The organism is Sporosarcina limicola (genome assembly GCF_014873855.1).
Classification (GTDB): Bacteria; Bacillota; Bacilli; order Bacillales_A; family Planococcaceae; genus Sporosarcina; species Sporosarcina limicola.
The window spans coordinates 36,722-61,197 of the sequence record NZ_JADBEL010000017.1; the positions used below are offsets into that span (position 1 = coordinate 36,722).

General features: G+C 38.9%; 17 protein-coding genes, 1 pseudogene and 1 other annotated feature. Of the genes and pseudogenes, 6 read left to right on the plus strand and 12 right to left on the minus strand.

Going from position 1 to position 24,476, the window contains the following annotated elements; translation table 11 throughout:
* Nucleotides 1-395 precede the first annotated feature (395 nt).
* Together H4683_RS14225 and H4683_RS14230 are read left to right on the plus strand one after the other, a co-directional pair.
* A complete protein-coding gene (locus H4683_RS14225; protein ID WP_192599491.1) occupies nucleotides 396-1,109 on the plus strand; it encodes a YjgB family protein in 714 nt (237 codons plus the stop codon).
* 361 nt (nucleotides 1,110-1,470) lie between these two features.
* Nucleotides 1,471-3,102 (plus strand): pyridoxal phosphate-dependent decarboxylase family protein, encoded by a 1,632-nt coding sequence (locus tag H4683_RS14230; protein ID WP_192599536.1) that lies wholly within the window; start codon nucleotides 1,471-1,473, stop codon nucleotides 3,100-3,102.
* Nucleotides 3,103-3,204: 102 nt separating this feature from the next.
* Here H4683_RS14230 and H4683_RS14235 read toward each other — a convergent pair whose 3' ends face one another.
* The 6 genes and pseudogenes from H4683_RS14235 to H4683_RS14260 all read right to left on the minus strand — a co-directional run bounded on the left by H4683_RS14235 (nucleotide 3,205) and on the right by H4683_RS14260 (nucleotide 9,695).
* On the minus strand, nucleotides 3,205-4,947 hold the full coding sequence (locus tag H4683_RS14235; RefSeq protein WP_192599492.1) for a methyl-accepting chemotaxis protein: 1,743 nt from the start codon (nucleotides 4,945-4,947) through the stop codon (nucleotides 3,205-3,207).
* A gap of 529 nt (nucleotides 4,948-5,476) precedes the next feature.
* Nucleotides 5,477-5,671, minus strand: a pseudogene (locus H4683_RS14240) (NAD(P)-dependent oxidoreductase); the annotation flags it as partial.
* On the minus strand, nucleotides 5,665-5,814 hold the full coding sequence (locus H4683_RS14245; protein WP_192599493.1) for a hypothetical protein: 150 nt from the start codon (nucleotides 5,812-5,814) through the stop codon (nucleotides 5,665-5,667). The gene H4683_RS14245 and the pseudogene H4683_RS14240, both read right to left, overlap by 7 nt.
* 33 nt (nucleotides 5,815-5,847) lie before the next feature.
* On the minus strand, nucleotides 5,848-7,182 hold the full coding sequence (locus H4683_RS14250) for a hypothetical protein (RefSeq protein WP_192599494.1): 1,335 nt from the start codon (nucleotides 7,180-7,182) through the stop codon (nucleotides 5,848-5,850).
* Nucleotides 7,183-7,188: 6 nt separating this feature from the next.
* Nucleotides 7,189-8,505, minus strand: a complete 1,317-nt coding sequence (locus tag H4683_RS14255; RefSeq protein WP_192599495.1) for an amidohydrolase — start codon at nucleotides 8,503-8,505, stop codon at nucleotides 7,189-7,191.
* Nucleotides 8,502-9,695, minus strand: coding sequence for a M20 metallopeptidase family protein (locus tag H4683_RS14260; protein ID WP_192599496.1), 1,194 nt, complete (start codon nucleotides 9,693-9,695; stop codon nucleotides 8,502-8,504). Before H4683_RS14260 ends, H4683_RS14255 begins: the two co-directional genes overlap by 4 nt.
* Before the next feature lie 194 nt (nucleotides 9,696-9,889).
* Between H4683_RS14260 and H4683_RS14265 the strand changes: the two genes are divergently transcribed.
* Nucleotides 9,890-11,410: an AbgT family transporter gene (locus tag H4683_RS14265; RefSeq protein ID WP_192599497.1), complete on the plus strand. Its 1,521-nt coding sequence runs from the start codon at nucleotides 9,890-9,892 to the stop codon at nucleotides 11,408-11,410.
* A 225-nt stretch (nucleotides 11,411-11,635) separates the two neighbouring features.
* Here the strand turns inward: H4683_RS14265 and H4683_RS14270 are convergent, their stop codons facing one another.
* Nucleotides 11,636-13,759 (minus strand): serine hydrolase domain-containing protein, encoded by a 2,124-nt coding sequence (locus tag H4683_RS14270; protein WP_192599498.1) that lies wholly within the window; start codon nucleotides 13,757-13,759, stop codon nucleotides 11,636-11,638.
* A gap of 531 nt (nucleotides 13,760-14,290) precedes the next feature.
* Between H4683_RS14270 and H4683_RS14275 the strand changes: the two genes are divergently transcribed.
* Genes H4683_RS14275 through H4683_RS14285 form a run of 3 tightly spaced genes read left to right on the plus strand, consistent with a single transcriptional unit; the run spans nucleotide 14,291 to nucleotide 18,208 of the window.
* Nucleotides 14,291-15,625 carry a tyrosine-type recombinase/integrase gene (locus tag H4683_RS14275; protein WP_192599499.1) on the plus strand — a complete coding sequence of 445 codons (1,335 nt, stop codon included), beginning with the start codon at nucleotides 14,291-14,293 and terminating at the stop codon, nucleotides 15,623-15,625.
* 2 nt (nucleotides 15,626-15,627) lie between these two features.
* Nucleotides 15,628-17,769 carry a site-specific integrase gene (locus tag H4683_RS14280; protein ID WP_338062476.1) on the plus strand — a complete coding sequence of 714 codons (2,142 nt, stop codon included), beginning with the start codon at nucleotides 15,628-15,630 and terminating at the stop codon, nucleotides 17,767-17,769.
* On the plus strand, nucleotides 17,735-18,208 hold the full coding sequence (locus H4683_RS14285; RefSeq protein WP_192599500.1) for a hypothetical protein: 474 nt from the start codon (nucleotides 17,735-17,737) through the stop codon (nucleotides 18,206-18,208). The genes H4683_RS14280 and H4683_RS14285 overlap by 35 nt, the downstream gene beginning before the upstream one ends.
* Nucleotides 18,209-18,310: 102 nt before the next feature.
* Here H4683_RS14285 and H4683_RS14290 read toward each other — a convergent pair whose 3' ends face one another.
* The 5 genes from H4683_RS14290 to H4683_RS14310 form a co-directional block, all read right to left on the minus strand.
* Entirely contained in the window at nucleotides 18,311-18,658 is a 348-nt protein-coding gene (locus H4683_RS14290) for a hypothetical protein (protein ID WP_192599501.1), read from the minus strand.
* Between the two features lie 225 nt (nucleotides 18,659-18,883).
* Nucleotides 18,884-20,110, minus strand: a complete 1,227-nt coding sequence (locus H4683_RS14295) for an MFS transporter (protein WP_192599502.1) — start codon at nucleotides 20,108-20,110, stop codon at nucleotides 18,884-18,886.
* 64 nt (nucleotides 20,111-20,174) lie between these two features.
* Nucleotides 20,175-20,439, minus strand: a binding site (T-box leader).
* A 392-nt stretch (nucleotides 20,440-20,831) separates the two neighbouring features.
* The gene (locus H4683_RS14300; protein WP_225942102.1) at nucleotides 20,832-21,770 is read right to left on the minus strand and encodes an alpha/beta fold hydrolase; all 939 of its coding nucleotides are present in this window, start codon (nucleotides 21,768-21,770) and stop codon (nucleotides 20,832-20,834) included.
* A gap of 353 nt (nucleotides 21,771-22,123) precedes the next feature.
* Nucleotides 22,124-23,095, minus strand: coding sequence for an alpha/beta hydrolase (locus H4683_RS14305; RefSeq protein WP_192599504.1), 972 nt, complete (start codon nucleotides 23,093-23,095; stop codon nucleotides 22,124-22,126).
* 204 nt (nucleotides 23,096-23,299) lie between these two features.
* Complete coding sequence (locus tag H4683_RS14310) at nucleotides 23,300-24,298, minus strand: alpha/beta fold hydrolase (RefSeq protein ID WP_192599505.1); 999 nt, start codon at nucleotides 24,296-24,298, stop codon at nucleotides 23,300-23,302.
* Nucleotides 24,299-24,476 lie beyond the last annotated feature (178 nt).

Genomic DNA, 24,476 nt, shown 5'->3' on the forward strand with positions numbered 1-24,476 from the left:
ATCAGTCGCTTCGCTAGTGGGATTGGTCGCTTGTGCGAAAGATCAGTCGCTTCGCTAGTGGAATTGGTTGCTTGCGCGAAAGATCAGTCGTTTCACTAGTGGAATTGGTCGCTTGCGCGAAAGATTGGTCGCTTCGCTAGTGGAATTGGTCGCTTACGCAAAAGATTAGTCGCTTCGCTAGTGGGATTGGTCGCTTAAGCGAAAGATTAGTCGCTTCGCTAGTGGGATTGGTCGCTTGAGCGAAAGATTAGTCGCTTCGCTAGTGGAATTGGTCGCTTGGCCGAAAAATTGGTCGCTTGCGCGAAGTTTGTAAAGATTTCCTCCCGATTGACTTTCTAAGATTACAAGTATACCCTTTTAAATAGTACATCTAGAGTTTAAAAGGAGATTTTTTTATGATTAAAACCATTAAACCCAAATCCATCAGTTTATCTGCATTAGTGATTGCCACTGTCGTTCTTTTTAGCGGATGCGCTATGGCAGATGAGAAATCCGATGCAAAACAAGAAAAAGGGCCAACCGAGCAAACAGAAACAGAAACCCCCACTAAAGATTACGGAATCGATAAAAAAGTGCATATTTCAGAAATAAATAAGAGTAATACGCCTCCTAAAAAGGGAAGGGTTGAAGAAAAAAACCCACCTACAAAAGTCAATGCCGCATTAATTCAACAAATCTATCAGTTTGGGCAAGAAGGGAAGGTCCCAGGTTCAGATTTTGTTTCGGGAATAGATCTAATCGATAATGTTCACGAATCTTGGGGAGATCCAGACGAACCTATCGGACCAGGTAACCCTTATGAAACCTATAGTTCAGGCGTAGGGAAAGGCACATTCGCCTTTGGTATTGGCCGGGGAGATATTATTTATGATATTCATTCCTTTGGTTCAGGCATTGATCAGAGTGTAGATTTTAGCCAAGTTTCGTTTCAAGATATTAAACAAACATTAGGAAATCCGACAGCCATTCGGAAAAATAACAAAGACGAAATTCTCGTTTATGCAGTTCAGGACTATGAAATAAAATTCATTGGTCCCCATGCCACACAAATGCTGCACCACATTTCTGTTTATTCACCAAAAGCAGCTGCACCTATGGGAAATAAATAAGGTATGGTAAAGATTTTTCTAACAAAAAATACGGAAAACCCCATCATTATAAGGGTTTTCCGTATTTTTAATTCAACGTGAGCCCTAAACTACTCCATCATCAGTTCATACACTAATCATTTGTTCATGCTCTTATTCTTGTTAACTTCACAAAAAAAAATGAAAACATTTTTAGAAATGATTTCCTTGATTAGTGACAATAATCCTCGAATAGGATACGATTATACAAGGCCTTTCGCATTATATTTAATAGCGTAAAAGAATTAAAAAGCAGAGACCTAACAAGGACATTAGGTTTATTTCATTAGTAATTCAATTAGACAACTAGATGAATCAGATGGAGGAAGTACACATGGAAATTATGAAAGAACTGCAACAATTATTTCCGAGCGCTGATGGTAATCAACAGCAAAGAGATGAATTAGTAGGCCACTTTAAAACGATTCTCGCTAGAATGGATGAACTAAAAGACCCTTTAAAATTAACATTGGGTGGTATGCCGAACTATACAGAAGATTATTATAACCGGATCATCCAAAATGCAGGGGTTCCAAATGAAGGTATTTCCATAGAGGAAACGATTGATAAACTAATGGAATTAGTGGAAGGTCATCGCTTTCTGAATAGTAACTACGTTGCAAATGCAACACCCTTACCAAACATTGCGAGTCTTTTAGGAAACTTAGTCATGGTTCTCTTAAACGGGAACAATCTGTGGGATGTGGATGGTTCCGCTGCAGCTAATGCAGAAGTGCGCATAACAAGCATGATTTCCAAAATTACTGGTTATGATCCACATCAAAGCGCCGGTTATACAACATGGGGAGGCCAGGGATCTATTTTCACTTCTCTACGTTTAGCGATTTCCCGTCAATTCCCTCATTCAAATAAAGAAGGTATTCCGAACAACCTTTACTGTTTTTGCTCAGAATTATCCCATTTCAGTCTCTATAAATCTGTAGAGGCGACCGGAATCGGTATTAATCATATGGTGCGCGTAAAAACGAATGATGATCATTCGATGAACCTGCTAGACCTCCATTGTAAAATGAATCAAGTAATCAAAAACGGGGGAATTCCCGTCTATGTATTAGCGACAATGGGTACAACCGACACGTTTGGCATCGATGATCTATACGGTATTAAGCAATTATTATTGGAAATCGAACAACAACATAACCTTCAGTCAATTTACATTCACGCGGATTCTGCGATGGGGGGCATGTATACATTTTTTAATGACTACAACTTTGATGTCAACCCACTCCAATTCGAGGTAGAAGTTTGTGACATACTAAAAAGGTATCATTCCCATTTAAAACATATGAATTTAGCGGATAGTATGGTTTTCGACTTTCACAAGTTAGGTCAAACCCCTTATATTACAAGTTTATTTTTGATGAAAGATAAAGAGATTCTGAAGTATGTTGACTTGGATGCCTCAGAAACGCCATATGTAGGGAACCGCAGTTACGGAAGCTATCATACCAGTTATACGCTTGAATGCACGCGGATGGGAAGCTCCATTCCAATCTATTCCTCTCTTTTGGCGTTCGGCATTGAGGGTTACCAACAGCTATTGGCGAATTATTTACGCGTCAATATAGCATTTAGAGACGCTCTAAAAAAAGAATTTTCAAATGTGGCGGTTACAAACGAAGTGTCTCCGGTTACGACGTTCAGATTCTATCCTGAAAGTGTTCGATGGCAAGCCGAACTTGCGGGTGATTTGATGAGCAAGGAAGTACATGAAATTAATGCGTATAATGAGAATTTCGCTGAATTGATTGGAATGGAAAGACATCGTATCTTCTTCGGTAATACCAAGAAGCAACGCTTGATTTCTGTTACTGATTCTGACAAACCCTTACCTGTATATGTTCATAAATTTTACACAACATCCCCGTACTCAACCGTTGAGGAAGTAGACCGATACATCCTTTTTTTGAAAGAGCATATGGACATTTATCTTAAGTCTCCCATTTTAGTATAAAGTAATAAAAAAGACAGGTGCGCGCTCACCTGTCTTTTTCATATAGTCAGTCTAGTCTCCGACGTACAGGTCGTGCTAATAGCACCCTCAGCCAATCAGTACCTATTTAAATTTAGAAATTGTAGTTTGAAGTACATTAGCCAATTGGTTTAGCTCTTTGGACGCATCAGCCAACTGATTGATTGATTCCACTTGTTGCTTTGTACTGTTTTCAATTTCCCTTGTAAACGTTGAGTTGTTTTGTGCGATTACTGTTAAATCTTTAACAGATGTCGTAACTTCTTCTGTTCCAGCAGATATTTCCTGAGTCGCAGCGGAAACACCTTCGATTTGTTGTGAAATTTTGTCTATAGTCCCCTTGATTTCATTGAATAGATCTCCGGTTTCCCCTGCAATTTTGGAACCTTTCTCCGCTTCCATTGTACCAATTGCCATTGAAGACACCGCATTATTCGTTTCGTTTTGAATTACTTCAATGATTTTTGAAATCTTCTCGGTTGAGTTGCTCGATTCCTCAGCTAGCTTACGAACTTCTTGCGCAACAACTGCAAACCCTTTTCCGTGTTCCCCGGCACGTGCCGCCTCAATAGCCGCGTTCAAAGCCAGCAAATTCGTCTGTTTGGAAATTCCCGTAATCACATCAAGAATACTCGTAATTTCATAAGAACGTTCTTTTAGGGAACCGATAATATCACTCGATTTTTTCACTGTCTTATTAATGATACCCATTTGGGAAACGGCTTCTCCAATGATTATCAGTCCTTGCTCCGCGTACTCTTCCATTTGTCTAGACACTTCAGAGACATCATTCGATGAATTGGCGATCACACTGAGTTCAACTGCAATCTGTTCAATTCCACCTGCTGATTCTATGACAGCCAATTCTTGTGCCTCAATTCCCATTGCCATTCGGTTAATATTGTCGTTTATTTTAATGGAGTTTTCTATAGATTGTTCGGAAACAGCTTTCACTAATTCCGATGATTGCAAGACGGTTTCCGATGTTTGCGTAATCTGTGCTATCATCGTTTGCAATTCCGCCGCCATTTCATTGAATGCCCCATTCATTTGACCCAGATCGTCTTCTCTTGTCGGCAAGGTAATATGCAGATTTCCTCCCCTCATCTCGTTGATGCCTTCCAACAACTGTTTAAGTGGTCTAAAATTTTTTCGGATAATCAATATTTGTAGGATAACAATGAGTATGATAGCAGGGATAAGAACAAGTAGTGATGAAATTAGAAACTTATGTGTACCATGCTTCACCATTTTGGCATCCACATCGACGCCAAAGAAAGCAAAGACTTCACCTGAATCATTGATGATTGGATACAGGACAGTAACCCACGTACCAAATAAGTCATCGTAAATTTCCGAAGTTGTAGTTTCCTTTGTTTCGTTTAATTCTCGGATTGATTTGATGATGGTTTCGGGTTGTTCATACAAATCACCGTTATTCATATCATTTTTTTTCAGCATTTCTACGACATGTGTCGAATTAGCGATGATCGTTGTTTCATTCTTATCCGTCATTGTCGCACCAAACACGTACCCCTGCGCAACGTTGGGGGTGAAAGTTGATATTTCATCCAATTGTTGCATTAATTTCATATGAGCTTCACTGTCAAAGTCTGCTTCCTTTTCCGACTGCGCCACTAAAGAAGCATCAATCTGCTTCCCCCAAAGCTCGGCAATTTCAGTCGCTTGGCGATCCATTTCCTCCGTCAATACCTCGTTTTGAATTTTCAAATTCGTCACGATAAGTATCGTTCCTACTAAAAGAATTAATATCGTCGTAGTAATAATGGACTTTGTACTAAAAGATAGCTTGTTCAATCTGCTCAATGCAAAAATCTCCTTCTACTATAAAAAATTATGTAGCCTACTATTATATCGACCCTCGCAGTAAGATTTATTGTTTTTTATTAAACTTCTATTTTTCTGGCAATATAGAAATGAATATAAGTAATAAAAACAAGATAGCGACGACTGAAGTAACACATTTTAATGCCTTGCATGCGAAATACGGAAAACCCCATTGAGATAAGGGTTTTCCGTATATTCAACTAAATTAATTCAGCCTATAAGTGTCCCAATATACTTCGCTTCGTCCATGCTTCCGGACGCCAAATCCCGTTTCTTCGGATAAGGTTCCCTCCGGGGATTATTTTGCATCATCGCTTCCACATTTGAATTCGCATCCTATACCCTACTAATCATCCACATTCCGTGTTCAGATTCCCTGTCAAGCAAACTCGGCATCATCTACTCATGACCTTTTTCTTTTCATTATAGTGGAAAAATGAAAAACACGGCCCCCTCGACAGGAGTCTACCGTGTTTTCATTCGACGTTAACAAGATGATAGCCTTATTTCAGAAGACCTTATTCTCCGGCTCCCTACCTTCCAATACGTCCATAATTGTTTGTGCATTCATGTTCATCACCGCAAGGCGCGTCTTCATACTGGCACTTCCGATATGCGGTAGAACAGTGACATTTGGAAGTGTTAGTAACGGATTGTCGAGTGGGACAGGTTCCGTTTCAAATACGTCAAGCCCCGCTACCCATCTACTTCAACTACTTCTTGCAATAAAATATCGCGCGGAACTGATTCACTTTCCGATTCCCACATCCCTACATCGAAATTCTTTTGGAGCGGATTTACCGCTTGATTGTCTAATTTTCGCGTAATATAGATTCTAGGTTTCATCAAATTCCCCCTATTTAAGTACCTGGCACGCATTCAATTCGGAATCGTTTCAGTGTCAAGTACTTGTGAAAACCGATAAATCTTCCTCCGTCTTCCACGACCGCCAAGCTGCTCTTCACCAACCAACGAAATCAAACCCAATCGTTCAAGTTCTGTGACAATACGACGACCATTCCGATCTGTACTTTTCATCCATAAAGCGACGTCCTGAGCAGTGAATGCTTTTTTTCTGTATTGGATTGAGTAAGCGTGCACCTTAGACGCAGTTTGGGGACTAATGGATGCTCCAGTAAATAATTTACCCCATTCGGCACCGAAGTTTTTATGCTCATATGACACATCCGAATCAGCAGACTCCAAGAGGCGAATTTGTTCATTTTCATCCACCAACACAAGGAGAGGTTCGTCAGTTTGGCGCGCATGTTGAAATGCCCGACGCACATTTTGTTCCGCTTGCATAGCAGTGCTGCCGTATCCGATTCCAATCCTAATTTGAAGCCCACTCTGCTTTTCAACCTGTTGCATTAGAAGATGAATTGTCCCTTTTTGTAACTCCTCTTCAATTTCACCAAACGTGGTGTAAATGAAATACAATCCATCTCCTAAAGTCATTAAAGAACCATGTAACACTTCCGCGGTCGATAATAATATTTCATGAAGCAACAGGGCTTGTCTTTTCAAGCGGAAAGAATAAGGCAAATTCCGAGTATGTTCTTCCGATAAAATTGCTTCGACACCGAGCAATACAATTTGTGACTGTTTGTACCTCGCGGTGTGAATACGCTCTTCCAACAATTCAATGACCATCATAATGGAAACATCCGATGGTATTATACGATATACCGGAAATCCTCGTTTTTTCAATTCATTGCGAACCGCCAAAATACATGTGAAGGCTATTTCTGTGTGACCCTTTTCAAATGCCTCAATATGAAAGTCTACAATTCCTTCCATAGGTTTATAGCCCTCATAGGGAAACGTTGTGAATTTTATATCCCCAAGGTTATAAAAGGATGTATTGCGCTTAATCGCTTCATCAGATAGCGTATCAATGCTCGCATGCTTGAAGATTTTACTTTCTACAAATATTCCTTCCAATAGGGCTCCTAAAAATCCAGAGCCCTGTAACGGAGCAAACGCAGCTTCTTCTGGCCGAATCCATCCCCGTTCGTAAGCGTAGTAATAGGGAGATTGACCTGAAAAAAACCATTGCTCTACAAGCTCTTTGTTCTCCTTCAGTATTCGGCCTACCTCGTCGACGACGGTATAGGTGAAGGGTACAAACTCAATTGTTTCATACTGTTGTCCAATTTCAAGGATTCTTTTCACTGAATCTACTGGTCCAATGACCCCGATTTTCACTTGCATTCACACTCAGTCCTTTACATTATTCCTACTATGATGATAACTGAGTAATCGAGTGAATGTCGAGACGGCTACAGGTAAAACTTTTTCATCATAATCAAATTCTGGATGGTGATGTGGTGCTTTTAAAGGGGATGCGATGATTATATACGTCGCTTTGCCACCTTGTGATTGGACGTCATTGATATAGGCAGTGGCGTCTTCCGATGCACCTAGCGCCGTTTCAGGTAAGATCGTGTTGACATAACAACTTCCTTGAAGCGCTTCACTGCCCCACTCAATCCACTCCGCATCACATGTTGCACTCTGCGCGTAGCCAGCTTCTTCAATGTGCGCTGTTGTATTGAACAGCAATGCGCTTGCTTGGATAATCCGTTCCGCTTCATTGCGCATATAGTCATTGAGCTTTGTCGTCGCACCCCTTGTTTCAATAATCATTGAGGCTTTATCCGCGACAATATTTCTGCCCGAACCGGCGTTTAGCATTCCGACATTTATTCTTGTTGCGCCACCGGAGTGCCTTGTGATGCCATTTAAATGAATAGCAGCTGAAGCCGCACTTAATAAGGCATTTCTTCCTTCCTCCGGACTCTTTCCTGCATGAACGGATTCACCCACAAAGGAAACGTCCAATTTCGTACTCGCTAAAAAGTGATTTGTCGTTAATGCTACTGTACCTACAGGTTCTTCCAAAAAACCGATATGCCCACTTAAAAAGTAATCTGCGCCCTTTGTCCACCCTTTTGAAACAATTGCCTGTGCGCCACGTCCACCTTCCTCGGCAGGTTGAAATAGCAGCGTGATTTTCCCCGTGAACTCTCCTATTCGGTCATTCAGCAGATGAGCCACACCTAAACCAATGGCTGCGTGGCCGTCATGCCCACAAGCATGCATACTTCCAAAACGAGCAGAAGCAAACCCCTCTGTTACAGGAAAATGGTTCGCCATCTCGGTTTCCTCAACAGGCAGCGCATCGATATCAAAACGGACGACCGTATGGGGACCTTCAATCTTACTATCAAAGACAGCTACACAGCCCGTCATTCCTCCACGCATTTTTTCCAACAATTCGCGGTCAATCGGTAAGCCGGAATTATAATAGCTGTTCAGTTCCTTTTCGGCTGGCAGGCCTTTCCGTGCTTCCCGACTCATGACTTCATCGCCGACAAATAACTCACAACTAAGTGTCGAAAGAATCGATAGGATAAATGCGGTCGTTTGAAACTCTAAAAAACCCGTTTCCGGTAGTTGATGAAGTGCACGGCGCCATTCTACCAACTTCTCTTGTAGCGCTTGTGTTTGCGCATCTATATGTGAATGGTTCATTGATCACTACAACCTCCCTTCTCTAACTTACGAAGAGCTTGTACGGCTACATCCATCATTAAATCCACGCCAATTTCCAGACAATCTTCATTTAAATAAAACTCGGCGTCATGAAGCGGCCTTTGCACTTCCACACCTTCCCTTGCACATCCTAACCAGAAAAATGCGCCTGGAATTTCATTTAAAAACCGGGAAAAGTCTTCTCCGCCGAGTGATGCGTTTACAGTTGGGGCAGCGTCCTTCCCTAGCATATTCACTACTCGACTGCGCACAAACGTAGCCCATTCAGGTGTGTTTACAGTGGCCTCATACCCGTTTGTGTAGACATATTCGATTGAAATTCCGTAAGCAATTTCAAATCCTTCAATCAGCTGAACTAATCTTCTTTTCACCAGTTCTTTAATCTCTTTTTTGTAGGTCCTCACAGTTCCTTCTAGCTTTACTTCATCAGCAATCACATTGTACCGATAGCCTCCAGAAATCGTCCCGACTGTAATGACTGCTGCTTCCAACGGATCTGTATTTCTACTTATGATTGTTTGAACCGCAGAAATAAATTCAGCCGCTATAACGATTGCATCTTTCCCCTCATGCGGCATACTTGCATGGCCGCCTTCGCCCTTAATAATCATACGGAAGGAATCAGAGGCCCCCATCATTTCTTTGTCCCTTATCCCAATTTGCCCAATCTTCAAATTTGGCCAGACATGTTGACCAAAAATAACGTCCGGTTTGAATTCATCAAAAACTCCATCTTCCAACATCGGGCCCGAACCGCCAACTGGCGAATTTTCTTCAGCTGGTTGGAATACAAGTAAGACCCTACCAGGAAGTGATGATTTTTCTGCGTTTAATCGTAGTGCTGTTCCGAGCAGCATGGCTGTATGCGCATCATGCCCACATGCATGCATGACTCCTGCGTTTTTCGATTGAAAATCTATTTCAGTCTTTTCCGTGATTGGCAATGCGTCCATGTCAGCACGCAATGCAATCGTTCCACCTGGTTTCCCGCCTTCAATAATTCCAAGGACGCCCGTTTTCGCAAATCCCGTTTGAAAAGGTATACCTGCTTGTTCCAAAGTCTTCTGTACCAGTTTGGATGTCTCGAATTCTTGTTCACTCAGTTCAGGATTCTCGTGCAAGTTTCTCCTTAAAGTAATCACTTTTTCTTTCCACATGTTTTTCTCCATAATTACGCCCCTTTTATTTATGGTAATTAACTTATATAATGTCCTTAAATAAATAATAACATAGATTGTATATACGTTATAACAAATGATTTTAAAGTTTTCGAAAAAATGTATTGCGGTAATCTATATTCTTTGCGTACAATAGAGAGTAGAATTCTATATTTCTCTATATTCTATTTTCGGGAGGGTTCCATATGTCAAAGCACCAAACAGATGAGCATCGTCAAAAAGGCTTTTTAGCCGCCGTTGAAAGAGCAGGTAATAAATTGCCTGACCCCTTCATGTTATTTGTTTACTTGGCTGTATTTGTAATTGTCACTTCATGTATTGTAAGCCTTTTCAATGTTTCTGTTGTTCATCCTAAAACAGAGGAAGTTTTAGCTATTAAGAGCTTGCTTTCAGGCGAGGGTATCCAGTACATTTTGACTTCAATGCTTACAAACTTTACTGGCTTTGCACCTTTAGGATTAGTTCTTGCTATGATGATTGGGATTGGCTTAGCTGAACGAGTTGGCTTACTCGAAGCCACGATTAAAAGAACGATCATGAAAGCGCCAAAGCGTCTCGTGTCGTTCACGATTGTGTTCGTCGGAATTATGGGTAACATTGCGTCAGATGCAGCATTCGTAATTATTCCACCCCTTGCGGCAATGGTTTATTACACAATTGGAAGACATCCACTCGCTGGGTTAGCTGCTGGATTCTCCGGCGTCGGCGCAGGCTTCACCGCAAACTTAATCATTAACGGGACAGATGGTTTACTGTCAGGGATTTCCACTGAAGCCATTAAAACCTTTGACCCGACAATGGTTGTAACACCCGTTGACAACTACTACTTCATGGCGGTATCTGTATTTATTTTAGCCATCGCAGGTGCTATTTTAACAGACAAGTTTGTAGAACCTCGTCTTGGTAAGTTCACACGTAAACTCGATAAAAAAATGGCGGCCCCGTCCGAGCATGAAGGCCGTGGGTTACGCAACGCAGGTATTGCAGGGTTCCTATACATCGCCTTGTTGGCAGTCGGTTTGTTCTGGCCCAGTTCCGTTCTTCGTAACGAAGATGGCGGCTTGATTCCTTCCACATTTTTAGATGGAATTATCCCGATTATATTATTCTTCTTCATTGTCGTAGGTATTACATACGGCCGAACGACAGGGAAGATTGAAACTTCGCGTGACATACCAAAATTCATGTCTGAAGCGATGAAAGACATGTCTGGCTACATCGTTCTCATATTCGCAGCTGCCCAATTCATCAGTTACTTCAATTGGTCTAACTTAGGCGTCTGGGTTGCAGTTAGCGGAGCAAATTTCTTACAAAACATCGGATTAACGGGAATCTCCGTTATCCTCGGTTACATTATTTTCACGGCATTACTGAATTTAATCATTTTCAGTGGGTCCGCAAAATGGGCGCTCGAAGCACCTATTTTCATCCCATTGTTCGCTTTCCTTGGCTACCATCCGGCATTCGTTCAAGTAGCTTATCGGATTGCAGACTCTTCAACAAATATCATCACACCCATGAACCCATATCTTGTTATTATTCTTTCATTCATGCGAGAATATGAACCAAAAGCAGGACTTGGTACGTTGATGGCATTAATGCTCCCTTATTCTTTAACATTCCTTGTCATTTGGATAGTGCAATTAATTGTATTCATCATGTTCGGTATCCCTTTTGGACCTGGGATTGGCGTTTATCTGCCATAAATAATATTGTGGGTACTTGCACCTGAAAAAATCCCTGGATCGGTTTAAACCGAACCAGGGATTTTTGAACTCATTCGAATAAGAGTCTTGTTTGTGAAAATCGATAATAGCCATACGTTTTAATCGAGGAAGGGGGTATACTCGCGACTCTATGGCCGCACAAAAAATACTGTCCTATACGGTCAGCAATGACAGTATAGGACAGCCTCATAGACAAGTTCGTATTTACTTTTTCAATGAAATCACAAACTTGGAACCGACCTCGCCTGCAAATACGATCCTACCGTTCTCTGGTAATAAGACCTGATTCTTACCGCTGACTACAGTGTGGTTAATGCAAATACCTGCTTGATCATATACAGCAAAGGAGCCCTTCGAAGGCACCTTAACCGTCATGACCTTTCCTTTGGCAGCCACAGGCACTGAATACCATTTGGCATAGCCGTCCGCTTGGATTATTGTCGAAGATTGTTTACCCGAATAGAGCGGTTTTACAAGTTCCTCACTAGCGTATACATTACCTACTGCCTTAACATACTCTAATCCATTCTTCTTAATGAAATTGATTTCCATCGTATCACGACCAGCCATACCAGGGATTTGCAGTTGGTTTACTGCTTTGTTTGCTCCAATAATCTTATTATTCGACATATAGCCAACCCCCTTGACGGTATCAATAGGTATGATTGGTGTAGCATTGAGGTAGACCGTTGATGTATATTTCTCATTCACCAAATAATATTTTTTACCTTCACGCTTTTTCCATGAGGTAGTTATATCCCGGGATAATTCATTGACTTCAAGCTTCTCTGCACTATATTCTGAGAAAGCTAACTGTCCAAGCCCCGGTACGGATATATAGGAGCGGGACCACAAGTAGGTGCGTCCATTTTTCTCCACAACGAATTTTAACTTTTCTGTGCCTTCATCGTTTACAAAAGAACCATCAGCCGTATACGTATACTTTTGGGCAGGGTTATTCGGAGCTGTAAGCGTCGATACAGACAATTGTCCGGTAGCTTTCATTTCTACCTTCATTATCGAATTCGCACCACCATAATTACCTGCATACTGGGATACTTCCTTCGGCATATCTGCCTTTATAGGCATGCCATACGACTTCTCCGGTTTCCGTTCTTGAATAATACCCTTCTCGTGAAGTGCGCTGAGTAACAGTTCGCTCGCAATGAATTGATCTGTTGTGCTTGAACCACCTGAAGAGACAACGGCCGCAGCCATGTTATATTCCGGGAGCACAACTAATGATGAATGATACGCCATTGTATCTCCACCTTTTGTAAGTGCCTTGATGCCGTATTCGTTGAATGGGAACAAGTTCACACTGTCCCATCCTAATCCGTATGAAACGGACGTATCGCTATCCTCTGGCCACAAGCCTCTTTTATATTCTTCTTGTGCCATAGCTTCTACCGACTTACTAGAAAGAATATCATCGATCTGTCCCGTGAAGATTTGTGAGAATTTCGCGAGATCTTCAGCTGTGGAGTAAATGCCTCCAGTGGCAATGATGTTATAATTCTCTTGTGGAAGTTGTCCCTTATACAGAGGGGAATAGGTCCCAGCCATTTTCGCTGGGTTCATAATGTCCTGTGGTGTTTTGGTATGGTTCATGTCCAGAGGCTTAGTAAAATATTTGTGTATAAACGCTGTAAATCCCATGCCACTAACTCTCTCTACCAGAATCTCAGCTAGCGTAAAACCGTCGTTAGAATATACTGAGTATGCTCCTGGATCTGCCTTTAGGCTTTGTGTCTTTAATTGCTGTAACAATGTATCATGTGCATACGTATCATTATCCCCATATAATGTCGCATTACTGCTCGAGGTTCCGAGAAGACCTGAGGAATGATTCAGCAGCATGCGCGGCGTAATCTGTTTGTAACGGTTATCTTTCATCTTAAAGTCAGGTATATAGTTCACAACCGGAACATCCAAATTGACCTTACCTTCATCGACAAGCTTCATAACAGACGCGGTGAGTACCATTTTGCTCGTTGAACCTATGCCATATATCGTATTTGAAGTAAGAGGTACTTTATCCTTTAGGTCGTTTTTGCCTGCATGCCCGGAGATCACAATTTCTCCATCATCGACGAGCGCATATTGCAGACTTGTAGTACCGTAAGTTTCTGTTAGTAACTTGGCTTTCTCAGTAACTATTTTCTTCGTCGCATCAAAAGAAAGATGACTGCTGTTACTCGAAGCCGGTGCGGCCATTGCAGATAGTGGAGCTAGGATCGTTAGCACCAGGGTTGCTGCGATTATTGAAGTTCGTGTTCTATCTGTTCTCGTGCCCATCCTCGTTTTCATTACCTCTTTTATTTTCATTCGTATCTTCTCCTGTCCTCTTCGATTTATTCGGCTACCTTAACGGGCCGCTAAGTAAAGCTTATACAACGAAGATGTACTCCGTATGACGACAATATGTACAGAGTATGAACAGGCAAAAATAATGGGCATCATATGCAAGGAAGCTTGCACATGATGCCGTAGCATGGAGTTCGGATATTCGGACAACCGTGATTTTGATATCTTGTTTGATGTTGTATATACGAACAAACAGTGAAAAAACCGTCCCTTAGGACGGTTTTTATATCACTTATATTCATGTACAAAATAGTGGAGGGACACTCTGTAATATTAAAGACAAGTAATTGTACACGATGACTTATCTCGTCGTGGCTTGTTTATAATGTTACACACATTATAAAAATGCGTATTACTAAAAGTAAATTTTAGTAATGCGCATTTTTATTTTGGCTAACATTTCCCATAGTTTTATTAAAAGGTTAAACAATTTACAATTACGCAGAAAAGTATTAGATTAGAACTAACGTTCTTTATTGGAGGGATTAATAATTGTATTGGTATGAGTATTGTCCGAAACATGTTGAAAGTAAATATCAGCTGTTAGTATTTAAAGATAACAAGCCCTTTCTACCTTTGACAGACTATTACCAAGATTGTTTAGGGCGAATTGATAAGAGTTCTGCAACATCTTATTTAAAGTGCTTATTACCCTTTTTTAAGTGGCTAGAGGAAGAAAGTAACTATCAGGGAAACCGAGTGCAATGGAATGAATCGGAAGGTAAGATACGTGTAGCGGTTGAGGATTATTTACAGCATAAAATGAGCTGTAAAGTTCGTGATAAAGACTCATTTCGTTTTGTGAATTTAACAAATAAAAGCCCTACTACCATTAGTCGTTTTTTATCGGCATTAAAGTCATTTTACAAGTCTATGATTCGATTAAAATACTATCCGCATCATAACCCTTTAATTGATGGGCAAGCTATTCTGCATAGCTATAAAGAAGAAGTTAGAGGTGTTCGAGAAGATAAACCTAGAATGCCTTCAGTTGCAGGAACAGAAGATCCTGCCACTCACCGAAGATTAACAGATTCCTATTTTAAAATCATCAATGAAGAATGGCAGCCTCAAATTATTGATGATATGAATTTACCTTATCAAGTTTATCAAGCAGGGAAAAGGGTAAATTGGTCGCAACGTGAAATGATTATAGCTCGTATGTTATTCGAAACAGGAGCAAGGGCATCGGAAATTATTGAACTAACTGTTGGAGATTATCGTCAGCGTAAAAATCATCAAGAGGTCAGTACGTTTAACAAAGGGAGTCATGGTAGGAAGATCAAGTTCCTACGTTTTAGTAAAGATACAGTCAAGCGGTTGTTTAACTATATAGACACCGAGAGAAAATCCTATGATGAAAACCATTTAGAATTTGATCAATTACCTGACGATGCGCCAATTTTCTTATCTGCAAATGGAACAGCATTTACATATCATGCATGGTACTATCATTGGAAACGAGCAATGATAGTCAATGAATTGAGTTTAAATCCACATAAAGCAAGACATTGGTTTGTCACTTCCCGCCTACGAGAAATTTATAATGTTTCCAAAAGTGAAGCTGAAATTCAACAGCGTAAAAACGAATTGATTAAATATATGAAATGGAAAAATCCAGATACAATGAATGTATATGAACACCATTTCGACGAAGCAAAACATCGAGAAGCCCATGAACATATGCTGGAACAAATGGCACAAGGAGAGCAAGAATACACCAAGCAGCGTAAATCGTCAAGAAAACCAAGGTTGGCAGTCATTGAAACAACAAATATTGAACTGATCGATGAAGATTTACAAGAATTGTTAGAAGGGCTGGAATAAAATTGACTGACGCAACGCAACTAAGACCAGCAACGGAATGGTATGATAAATGGCTTGGAAAAATGGATACAAAGCTAATGTGCCTGCAAAATAGCCGAAGCGAGTTTTTAATCGACAAAGTAGATGAACGGATTCTTAACTATCTTAATAATAATTGCTTAAATTTTGATTGGAAGAATCACTTATTATTGATTACATTAATCGAAATAGCTCAAAATAAAGATTTCAAAACTATTCAACGGACTATTGGGATCTTAAACACACGATTTAAGGATATTTTTACTAATTTTAATATTACTAGATTTTTAGATTTCGATGTAAATGTTCATTTATATGCATATTTGAAAATAGAGGTTTTCCCTAACGATTCTAACAGCAAAAGGAGCACTCTATTGAGTAGTTATACTGGGGCCGAGTACACTACAAAGAAATGGATTCATAACAACTTATCTTTTGAAGAACAAGAACATTATAAACAATTTCTACTGCAACCTACTTCGTTTGATTCAAAAGATTTTTCATTTCGAAAATTAGCAGAAGAACAAGCTCAAACTATTCGTAAAGATGAAACAGATGCTATTGTTCCAATGCTTCCAACGATACGTGCAGAAGCAAATTTACGATGGAATCAGATAAAAAGACTACGTGATGCCTTTCATCAACAAATAGAGGAGTCAGAAACTAAATCATTATCACTACCAATTGAATTTTATTATGATGAACCAGAACGTATTGGTGAGAGATTTCATTTTCGTTTATGGGACAAACCATCTTTTGTATTACACCACCAAACATGCTTTTCGGAAATTATTATAAAACAAGCAACACAGAAGAAAGTAACTTATTCTGATAAAAACAATGCTTATTTCCTTGAGTTTATTCGTGCGGAATCAATAGAGGACGAATCAGAAGGAGAAGGTCTTTGGTTTAATGAATTGATTGAATCTAATGTTCTTGGAGAATGGACTCGATCTAGACCTATTGAAGAACATGAGCGTATTTTAGAGTTTTTATCTTTATGGGGCTATGAACAAGAGCATCCGCAAAAGCCCCTTCCATTTTGTTCTCGCCATAAAGGTATTTTAACACCGTCAACCTTTGTTACTTTGCACAAAGACAAAGCACAAGGTTTATTAATTGATGTTGAGCCATTTTACGCAGCTTGTACATTTGGTCTATTAGCTATAGATATTTTAACAACCACTGGTGCAAGAATTAATGAATTACTTCAAATCAATAATACGAAAGAATGTATCCTTATAAAAAAGGTTAAAGAGAAGTTGCATTTCTCATTTAAAGTTATTCCTAAAGGACGAAATTCTTTAGAAGAATTCTATATAAGTAAACAGACTATGGAGCATATTCAAACCGTAGCAAGATTGCTGAAAGAGCATTATGCTGTCGAGAAAATTCCGAGTAATTTATATAGATATGAAAGAAAGCATCTTTTCCCTAAGCCTATGCCCTATTATTTTCAATACGAAGGTAGGACAATGAAAGAGACTTCTATATACAGTTCCATTAGATTCCTCCTTCATGGATTGATTTTTGAAACACAAAGCGGTAAGCCTGTAACAATCAAGACGCACCTTTTACGCCATGCTTTTGCAACAGAAGCAGTCCAGCGACAAAACATGAATATTGATATTGTCGCAAAGATGTTACATCAGAGGGATTTGAATGTAACAGCCTATTACTCCGAACCAACATCATCGCAAATCGCTGAATCAGTAAGTGAATTACATGATGTCATTTCAAGCTATGTCGATATTGATGATGCGTATTTAAGAAGCCCTAAAGAACTGCAACAGCAATTTGATGAACACACTGAAAAGGTTGGTGTATATAACAAAGTGTTAGGTGGTACTTGCGTGACCGATTTCGTGTGTCCAACTAAAATGCAATGCCTAGGTTGTAAAGCAAAAGTACCTGAACCAGACCAAGAGGATGAACTTTTAGAAGTTATTCAATTATCAAAAGATATGGAGAAACGCTTCAAGCAAATGGGGTTAGAGGTTGAAGTTCGTAAAGCAAAAGAAATGGCAAAGCAAGCTAAAATCGAACTAAAAGAGATTGACTTGATAAAAAAATATAGAGAGGAACGTCGTTATGAACCAATCACAAAGGGCAATCCATTCAGATAAGCGACAATGGCTTGATAAAGTGCATCAGCAACGTAAAGACCGTTCACTTACTATCGGTATTCAAACGATTGATTTTCTCGTAGAACAAGGGATTCCCGTAACTTATCACAACATTAGTAAGCATTCAAAAGCATTTGATGAAAAAGGAAAAGGCATCCATCAAAATACGATTAAACGCAATGAGGAACTCCATTCTTATTATCAAAAGCATAGCAGAACGTATAAAGTAAAAAATACGCGCAAAAAGCCTGTAATACCCTCTACATTTGACGAAGCATCTTTAAGAAGGATTTCGTCTGAACGTGATGTAACCATCGCCAAAAAGAGGTATATGCAGCTTTCGAAGGAGGAATTGGTGAATAGATTAGTAGCGGTTGAAAAATACGTTGCAGAAAATCAAGAGCGATGGGTAACTAATCAATTTGAGCAGTTCAAATAGATAATTAATGAGATACAAAAATAGCCTTGTTAAATTACTTTTAACAAGGCTATTTTAACTATCTTGTTCAACTAAAGCACCCGTTAGTTTAAGTGAAAAGTTTCACAATTGACCATCATCTTTTTTTTTTACTTCTTCCGGAAATAAAAAACTAATAAGTTCTTTAAACATACTTTGTTGATACATAGATAGGAGGATTTCTTGAATAATTTCTTCATATTTTATATTTAAAGTAGATGAAATGATTGTAATTGTTTGATTTAAAGATGGTAAATCTTTTTCGAATAATTCGGGAGGGAATTCCGGGTCTTTCCTTAAACTATCATGTTCTTGATGTAAACGACTTGATAGATAGGACATAATATATTCAAGTTTCTTTTTATCTTCTTCAAAAATACCTAGAGAAAGAAGTAGATGCCAGTATGGTTTTTTTATATTAGGTTCTACCAAGATAGAAAGACGTTTTAAACTTTGTTCTAAAGAATAAATTTTCCCCTCTAATTCTTCAATTTTTTTTGCTGTTCATCTTTCATGTTAATTCCTCTCTTCCTACATTTGCTGAAATCCTCTATGTCCTTTTAATTCCTTATTCAACTAAACTGCCCCGTTAGTTCAATAAACTACTGGTGCAGTAAAAGGCTTGCCGATTACTTTATCGATCAAGCCTTTTTATAATTAACTGTTTAAAGAAGCAGCACCTTTTTTAAAATATTCCTTCCGTTTTGCACCTAATACAGCTTTCAATGCCATTAACCCGAATAAGAAGAATGCAAATGAACCTATTAACCCCACAGGACGAATCGAAGTTAATTCAGCAGCTAAACCTATTAATACCGTTAAAGCAATAATGAAACCTGCTTCAATAACACTAAAGATGCTTCCGAACCTTCCCATCATCTTCACAGGAACATGATTTTGGTAGAAAGTCAAATACCCTGTATTTGCAAACGTTACAGCAAACCCAATTAAAAATACACCAAGCGCTGCACTAAAAAAGCCATTCGAACTATAAAGTCCTATATAACCTATTGAGGTAAAAATGGTACCAAAACCTATTAAAAAATTAACTGCAAGCTGTTTCGAAAATACTGAATTAATAATTGAACCTATTATAAATCCAGCTCCAAAGATACTTAATAAAAACCCATAATTGGTATCTGATATTGAAAGTACTCCTTTAGCAAATGCTGCCTCGAGAGAATCTATTGCAGTCATGAATATTGTAGTACCGCTAAATAATAAATATATCTTTGTGACATAGGTATAATCCTTACTGAAATTAAAAACAACCCGAAAATCATTTTTTATCATATCCCATGTAAGTCTTTGTCCCTCTGTCTCTTTGAGTCTTGAATCAACATTAGGTAGCATCATAATAATAAGAGCCGAAAAAAATAAAGCCACTGCATTCACATGGATGGCAGTATAAGGAGTACCCATCCAAAATAAAACCCCAGCAATGGTAGGACCTATTAGTGAACCACAAGAGTTGATAAAATTACGTAGTGCATTAAAGCGTTGCCGATCTTTCTCAGGTATTAGTTTAGTCATATAAACCATAGATGTAGGTTGAAAAATAGCACTTCCCATATTAATGATAAACGCTAGTATATAAACATAAATAAGTGAAGGTAAAAATGGAATTAACGCAATACATAGTGCTCGGAAAACATCTAATCCCATCATAAGTTGTCGTGTATTTACCCGATCAATTAAACTACCTGCCCAAGCATTCGAACATATAGTTGCAATTGGACCAAGTATATATAATAAAGCAATCGCAAGTGGAGAACCTGTTTCATTCAATATAATTAAATTTAGTGCGATTAGGTAAACCCATCCACCCACATTTGAAATTCCTATTCCTCCTAATAGCATTAACGGATACTTCCATCTGGACATGTTCACCACTCCTTTTTATTTTTTTGTAAAACAAAATAAAAAAACTCACCCCCAAGATATTTATCTTGGGGGCGAGTCATGTCGCGGTGCCACCCCAGTTCACCTCCACATTTCTGCAGAAGCCTAATCGAGTACTGCTTTGTGAATAAATCACCTGCGATACTCTATCTCGTTAACGTGAGAATACGTTGCATCATTATTGTTCAAAACAAACAAATCCAATGCACAGCTCCAAGCCTTGTTTCAACACATTTCCTATCCCTCTTTTTCAGCTACCAGAGGTCTCTGTAGATAGTACGTGTGTTTACTCTTCTTTTCACAGCTTTTTATATAGATTTATATATATATATTACACTATTTTGAATTAAAATTCAATACAAAAAAGAATATTACTAATTATCTCTATAACAGACATAGAAATATTTGCATTTATAGTATTGTTGTTACAGTAATTATTTACTTCATGCATACCACAGCTTATTCTTCTTCAACTAACCTGCCACGGTAGTTGAAGAACGGATAAAAAAACACATATACTATACTTTTATTTCATAAATATATTCAGATTATATCTTTAATCACAAATAAAAACTGAACTACTACAAGAATTAGTTCAGCTTAAAAATAGCTTATTATAATGTTGCACATTGTATAAAAGATACTGATATATTAAGTGCTCTACGTTATCTCTTGACTTTTAATAAAACCTTTTTAAGTACACTTATTTTATTTCTCCCATAAATCCCTTAAAGTTTTCAACGATTGCTTTTGATTTCGTGTGGTGTAGATAATGTTCTCCTTCCATTGTCATTACTTTTCCATGTACTGAATCTTTTACTTGCTTTTCATGCAGGGGTATCCATCCTTCTACACCTGTATTATTCGCCTGTATAAAGAAAATAAGAGGAAGATCTTTAGGGAATGTTAAAAGTTGAGCCCCTTTAAAATTAGAAGAAATATGTTTCATTTCATTCAAGGTAGTGGCATTATTCGAGTTTTTATTCGAAATAATTCTCATTTGTTCTTTTGTTTGATCATCAAATGATAATCCTACATATGGGTCACCACTTAGTTTCTTGATCATTCGTAGAAGACCTGATTGTTCGAGAAACGCAAATGTTTTTAACGGGAATTTAACATCCATACCAGGCTGTGTTGGAACACTACTATCAATCCCGACAAATGCACTCACCTCGTTTGGATATTTGTTCACATAATCCAGTCCGTAAATGCCTGCAATGGAATGGCCCATTAGCGTGTAACGGTCAATATTAAGTTGCTGTAAAGCTTCATGAATTTCACTTACAATATTCTCTGTGCTTCGCTCTTTTTCGGTTTCATCACTTAATCCATAACCGAAGGGCTCGATCACGACAACTTTGTAAAATGGAGATAATTCATCTACGAGCAGCTTAAAATCAAGTGCTGGTGCTGCTGTTCCATACCCTGGGAGTAGCACGACGGTTTCTTCGCCTTGTCCTTGAATCAAAACATTCATATTTTTCCCATCTACCGCTACGTACTGACCATAGGACTCTATTTTCCCTTGCTCCGATTTGTTGGAGATCATATTCACGATAAAAACAATGGCTAGAAAAAGCACTATTGCTATGGCTATAACTCCTATTGATTTAAGTATAATATTTAACGTTTTTTTCATCATTTATGCACGAGGGTGTAGAGCGACAATTGAAGCTCATTTTCTACCTATACTCGTGCCTACCCTCCTTCTCATTTTTATTCCCTCTCATTGGTTCTACTTATATCTTCTCCTGTCCTCATCTGTTTATTGGGCTACCTTAATGAAACATTAAGGTAAGTTTATACGACGAAGATGGACTCCATGTGACGACAATATGAACGGAGTATGAACAAGAAAAAAAATGCTGCGACGTCACATAGAAGGAAGCTTGCACATGAGCCGTAGCATGAATAATGCAGGGACAGCGTTTGGATAATCCGATCGATACAACATTATTACGTCAAATCGTAGAGGGACCTTTTTCAGTGCACTTAGTTTATTTCTTCCATAAACTCTCTAAAATTTTCAACGATTTCTTTTGATTTAGTATGGTGTAAATAATGTCCTCCTTCAAATGTCATCACTTTTCCATGCACAGAATCTTTTACTTGCCTTTCATGCAGTGGTATCCATCCTTCAGTCTCTGTATCATTCGCTTGTAAAAAGAAAATAACAGGAAGACTTTTCGGGAATGCTAAGTTTTCAGCTGCTTTAAAATTATAATTAAAATTTTCGCCTTCACTTAAGTTGTTGGGATTAAACATGTTTTTGAGAGAAAGAATTCTAATTTGTTCTCTTGTTTCATCATCAACTGTTGGTGTAACAGGTTGGTCAGGACTTAGTTTCATTAGCAATCTGAAGAAACCTGACTTTTTGAGGAATTTATAAACTTCTGTTGGAAATTCATCATCCGTACCGCCTTGCGTTGGAACACTGCTATCAATCCCAACAAATGCACTTACTTCATTTGGATATTTATTCACATAATCCAGTCCGTAAATTCCTGCAATGGAATGGCCCATTAGCGTGTAACGGTCAATATTAAGTTGCTGTAAAGCTTCATGAATTTCACCTACAATATTCTCTGTGCTTCGTTCCTTTTCGGTTTCATCACTTAATCCATAACCAAAAGGCTCGATCACGACAACTTTGTAAAATGGAGATAATTCATCTACGAGCGGCTTAAAATCAAGTGCTGGTGCTGCTGTTCCATACCCTGGGAGTAGCACGACGGTTTCTTCGCCTTGTCCTTGAATCAAAACATTCATATTTTTTCCATCGACGGTTACAGACTGACCATAGGGTTCTATTTTTCCTCGCTCCGATTTGTTGGAGATTATATTAACTATAAAAACGATGGCTAGAAAAAGCACTACTGCTATGGCTATAACTCCTAAGGATTTAAGTATAATGGCAAGCGGTTTGCCCATCCTTTTTTTCATTACCTCTTCTTTTGGTTTCATTTTCATCTTCTCCTATCCTCGTCTGTTTATAGGGCTACTTTAAACTAGCCGTTAAACATAGCTTATACGACGAAGATGTACTCCCCGTGACGTCAATATGAACTGAATATGAACAAGAAAAAAATGCTACGGCGTCACATGCAAGGAAGCTTGCACTGATGCCATAGCATGGAGAATGCGGGGACAGCGTTGAGATAATGCGAATTATTTTATTTCATGCATAAATCCTCTAAAGTTTTCTACGATTTCTTTTGCTTCGGTACGATGTAAAGAATGGCCACCTTCCATTGGCATCACTTTTGCATGTACAGAATCTTTTACTTGCGCTTCATGCTCTGGTATCCATTGATCATATCCTTCTGGCTTATTCGCATCTACAAAGAACATAACGGGAAGATTTTTCGGGAATGTTAAATTTTGAGCTGCAACAACATTAGAATCCATATTTTTCATTTCATTTAATATGTTAGGATTATAACTGTTTGTGTTCATAAACATTCTCATTTGTTCTTTCGTTTCATCATCATATGGCACTGTAGCCAACGGATCAAGATCAGTACCCAGTTTCAGGGAAAATCTCAAGAGACCTGATTTGTAGCCTAGTTTGATAATTGCTAATTGTGAAGATGTAACCTTTAAACTTACCATTGAGCCCATCGTTGGATAACTGGTATCGAGCCCAACAAATGCACTCACTTCGTTTGGATATTTGTTGACATAATCTAGTCCGTAAATGCCCGCAATGGAGTGGCCCATTAGAATGTAACGGTCAATATTAAGCTGCTGTAAAGCTTCATGAATTTCACTCACAATATTCTCTGTGCTTCGTTCCTTTTCGCTTAGATCACTTAATCCATAACCAAAAGGCTCAATCACGACGACTTTGTAAAATGGTGATAGCTCTTCTATTAACGACTTAAAATCAAGTCCTGGTGCTGGTGTTCCAAGACCAGGTAGGAGCACGACGGTTTCTTCGCCTTTTCCTTGAATCAAAACATTCATATTTTTCCCATCTACCGTCACAGACTGACCATAGGGTTTTATTTTACCTTGCTCCGATTTGTTGCAGATCACATTCACGATAAAAACAATGGCTAGAAAAAGTACTATGGCTATCGCTATAACTCCTAAGGATTTAAGTATCATGGTAAGCGGTTTGCCCCTCCTCTTTTTCATTACCTCTTCTTTTGGTTTCACTCTCATCTTCTCCTGTCCTCGTCTGTTTATTGAGCTACTTTAGACTAGCCGTTAAACATAGCTTATACGACGAAGATGAACTCCCCGTGACGTCAATATGAACGGAATATGAACGAGCGAAAAAATGCTACGGCGTCACATGCAAGGAGGCTTGCACATGATGTCGTAACATGGAAAATGCAGT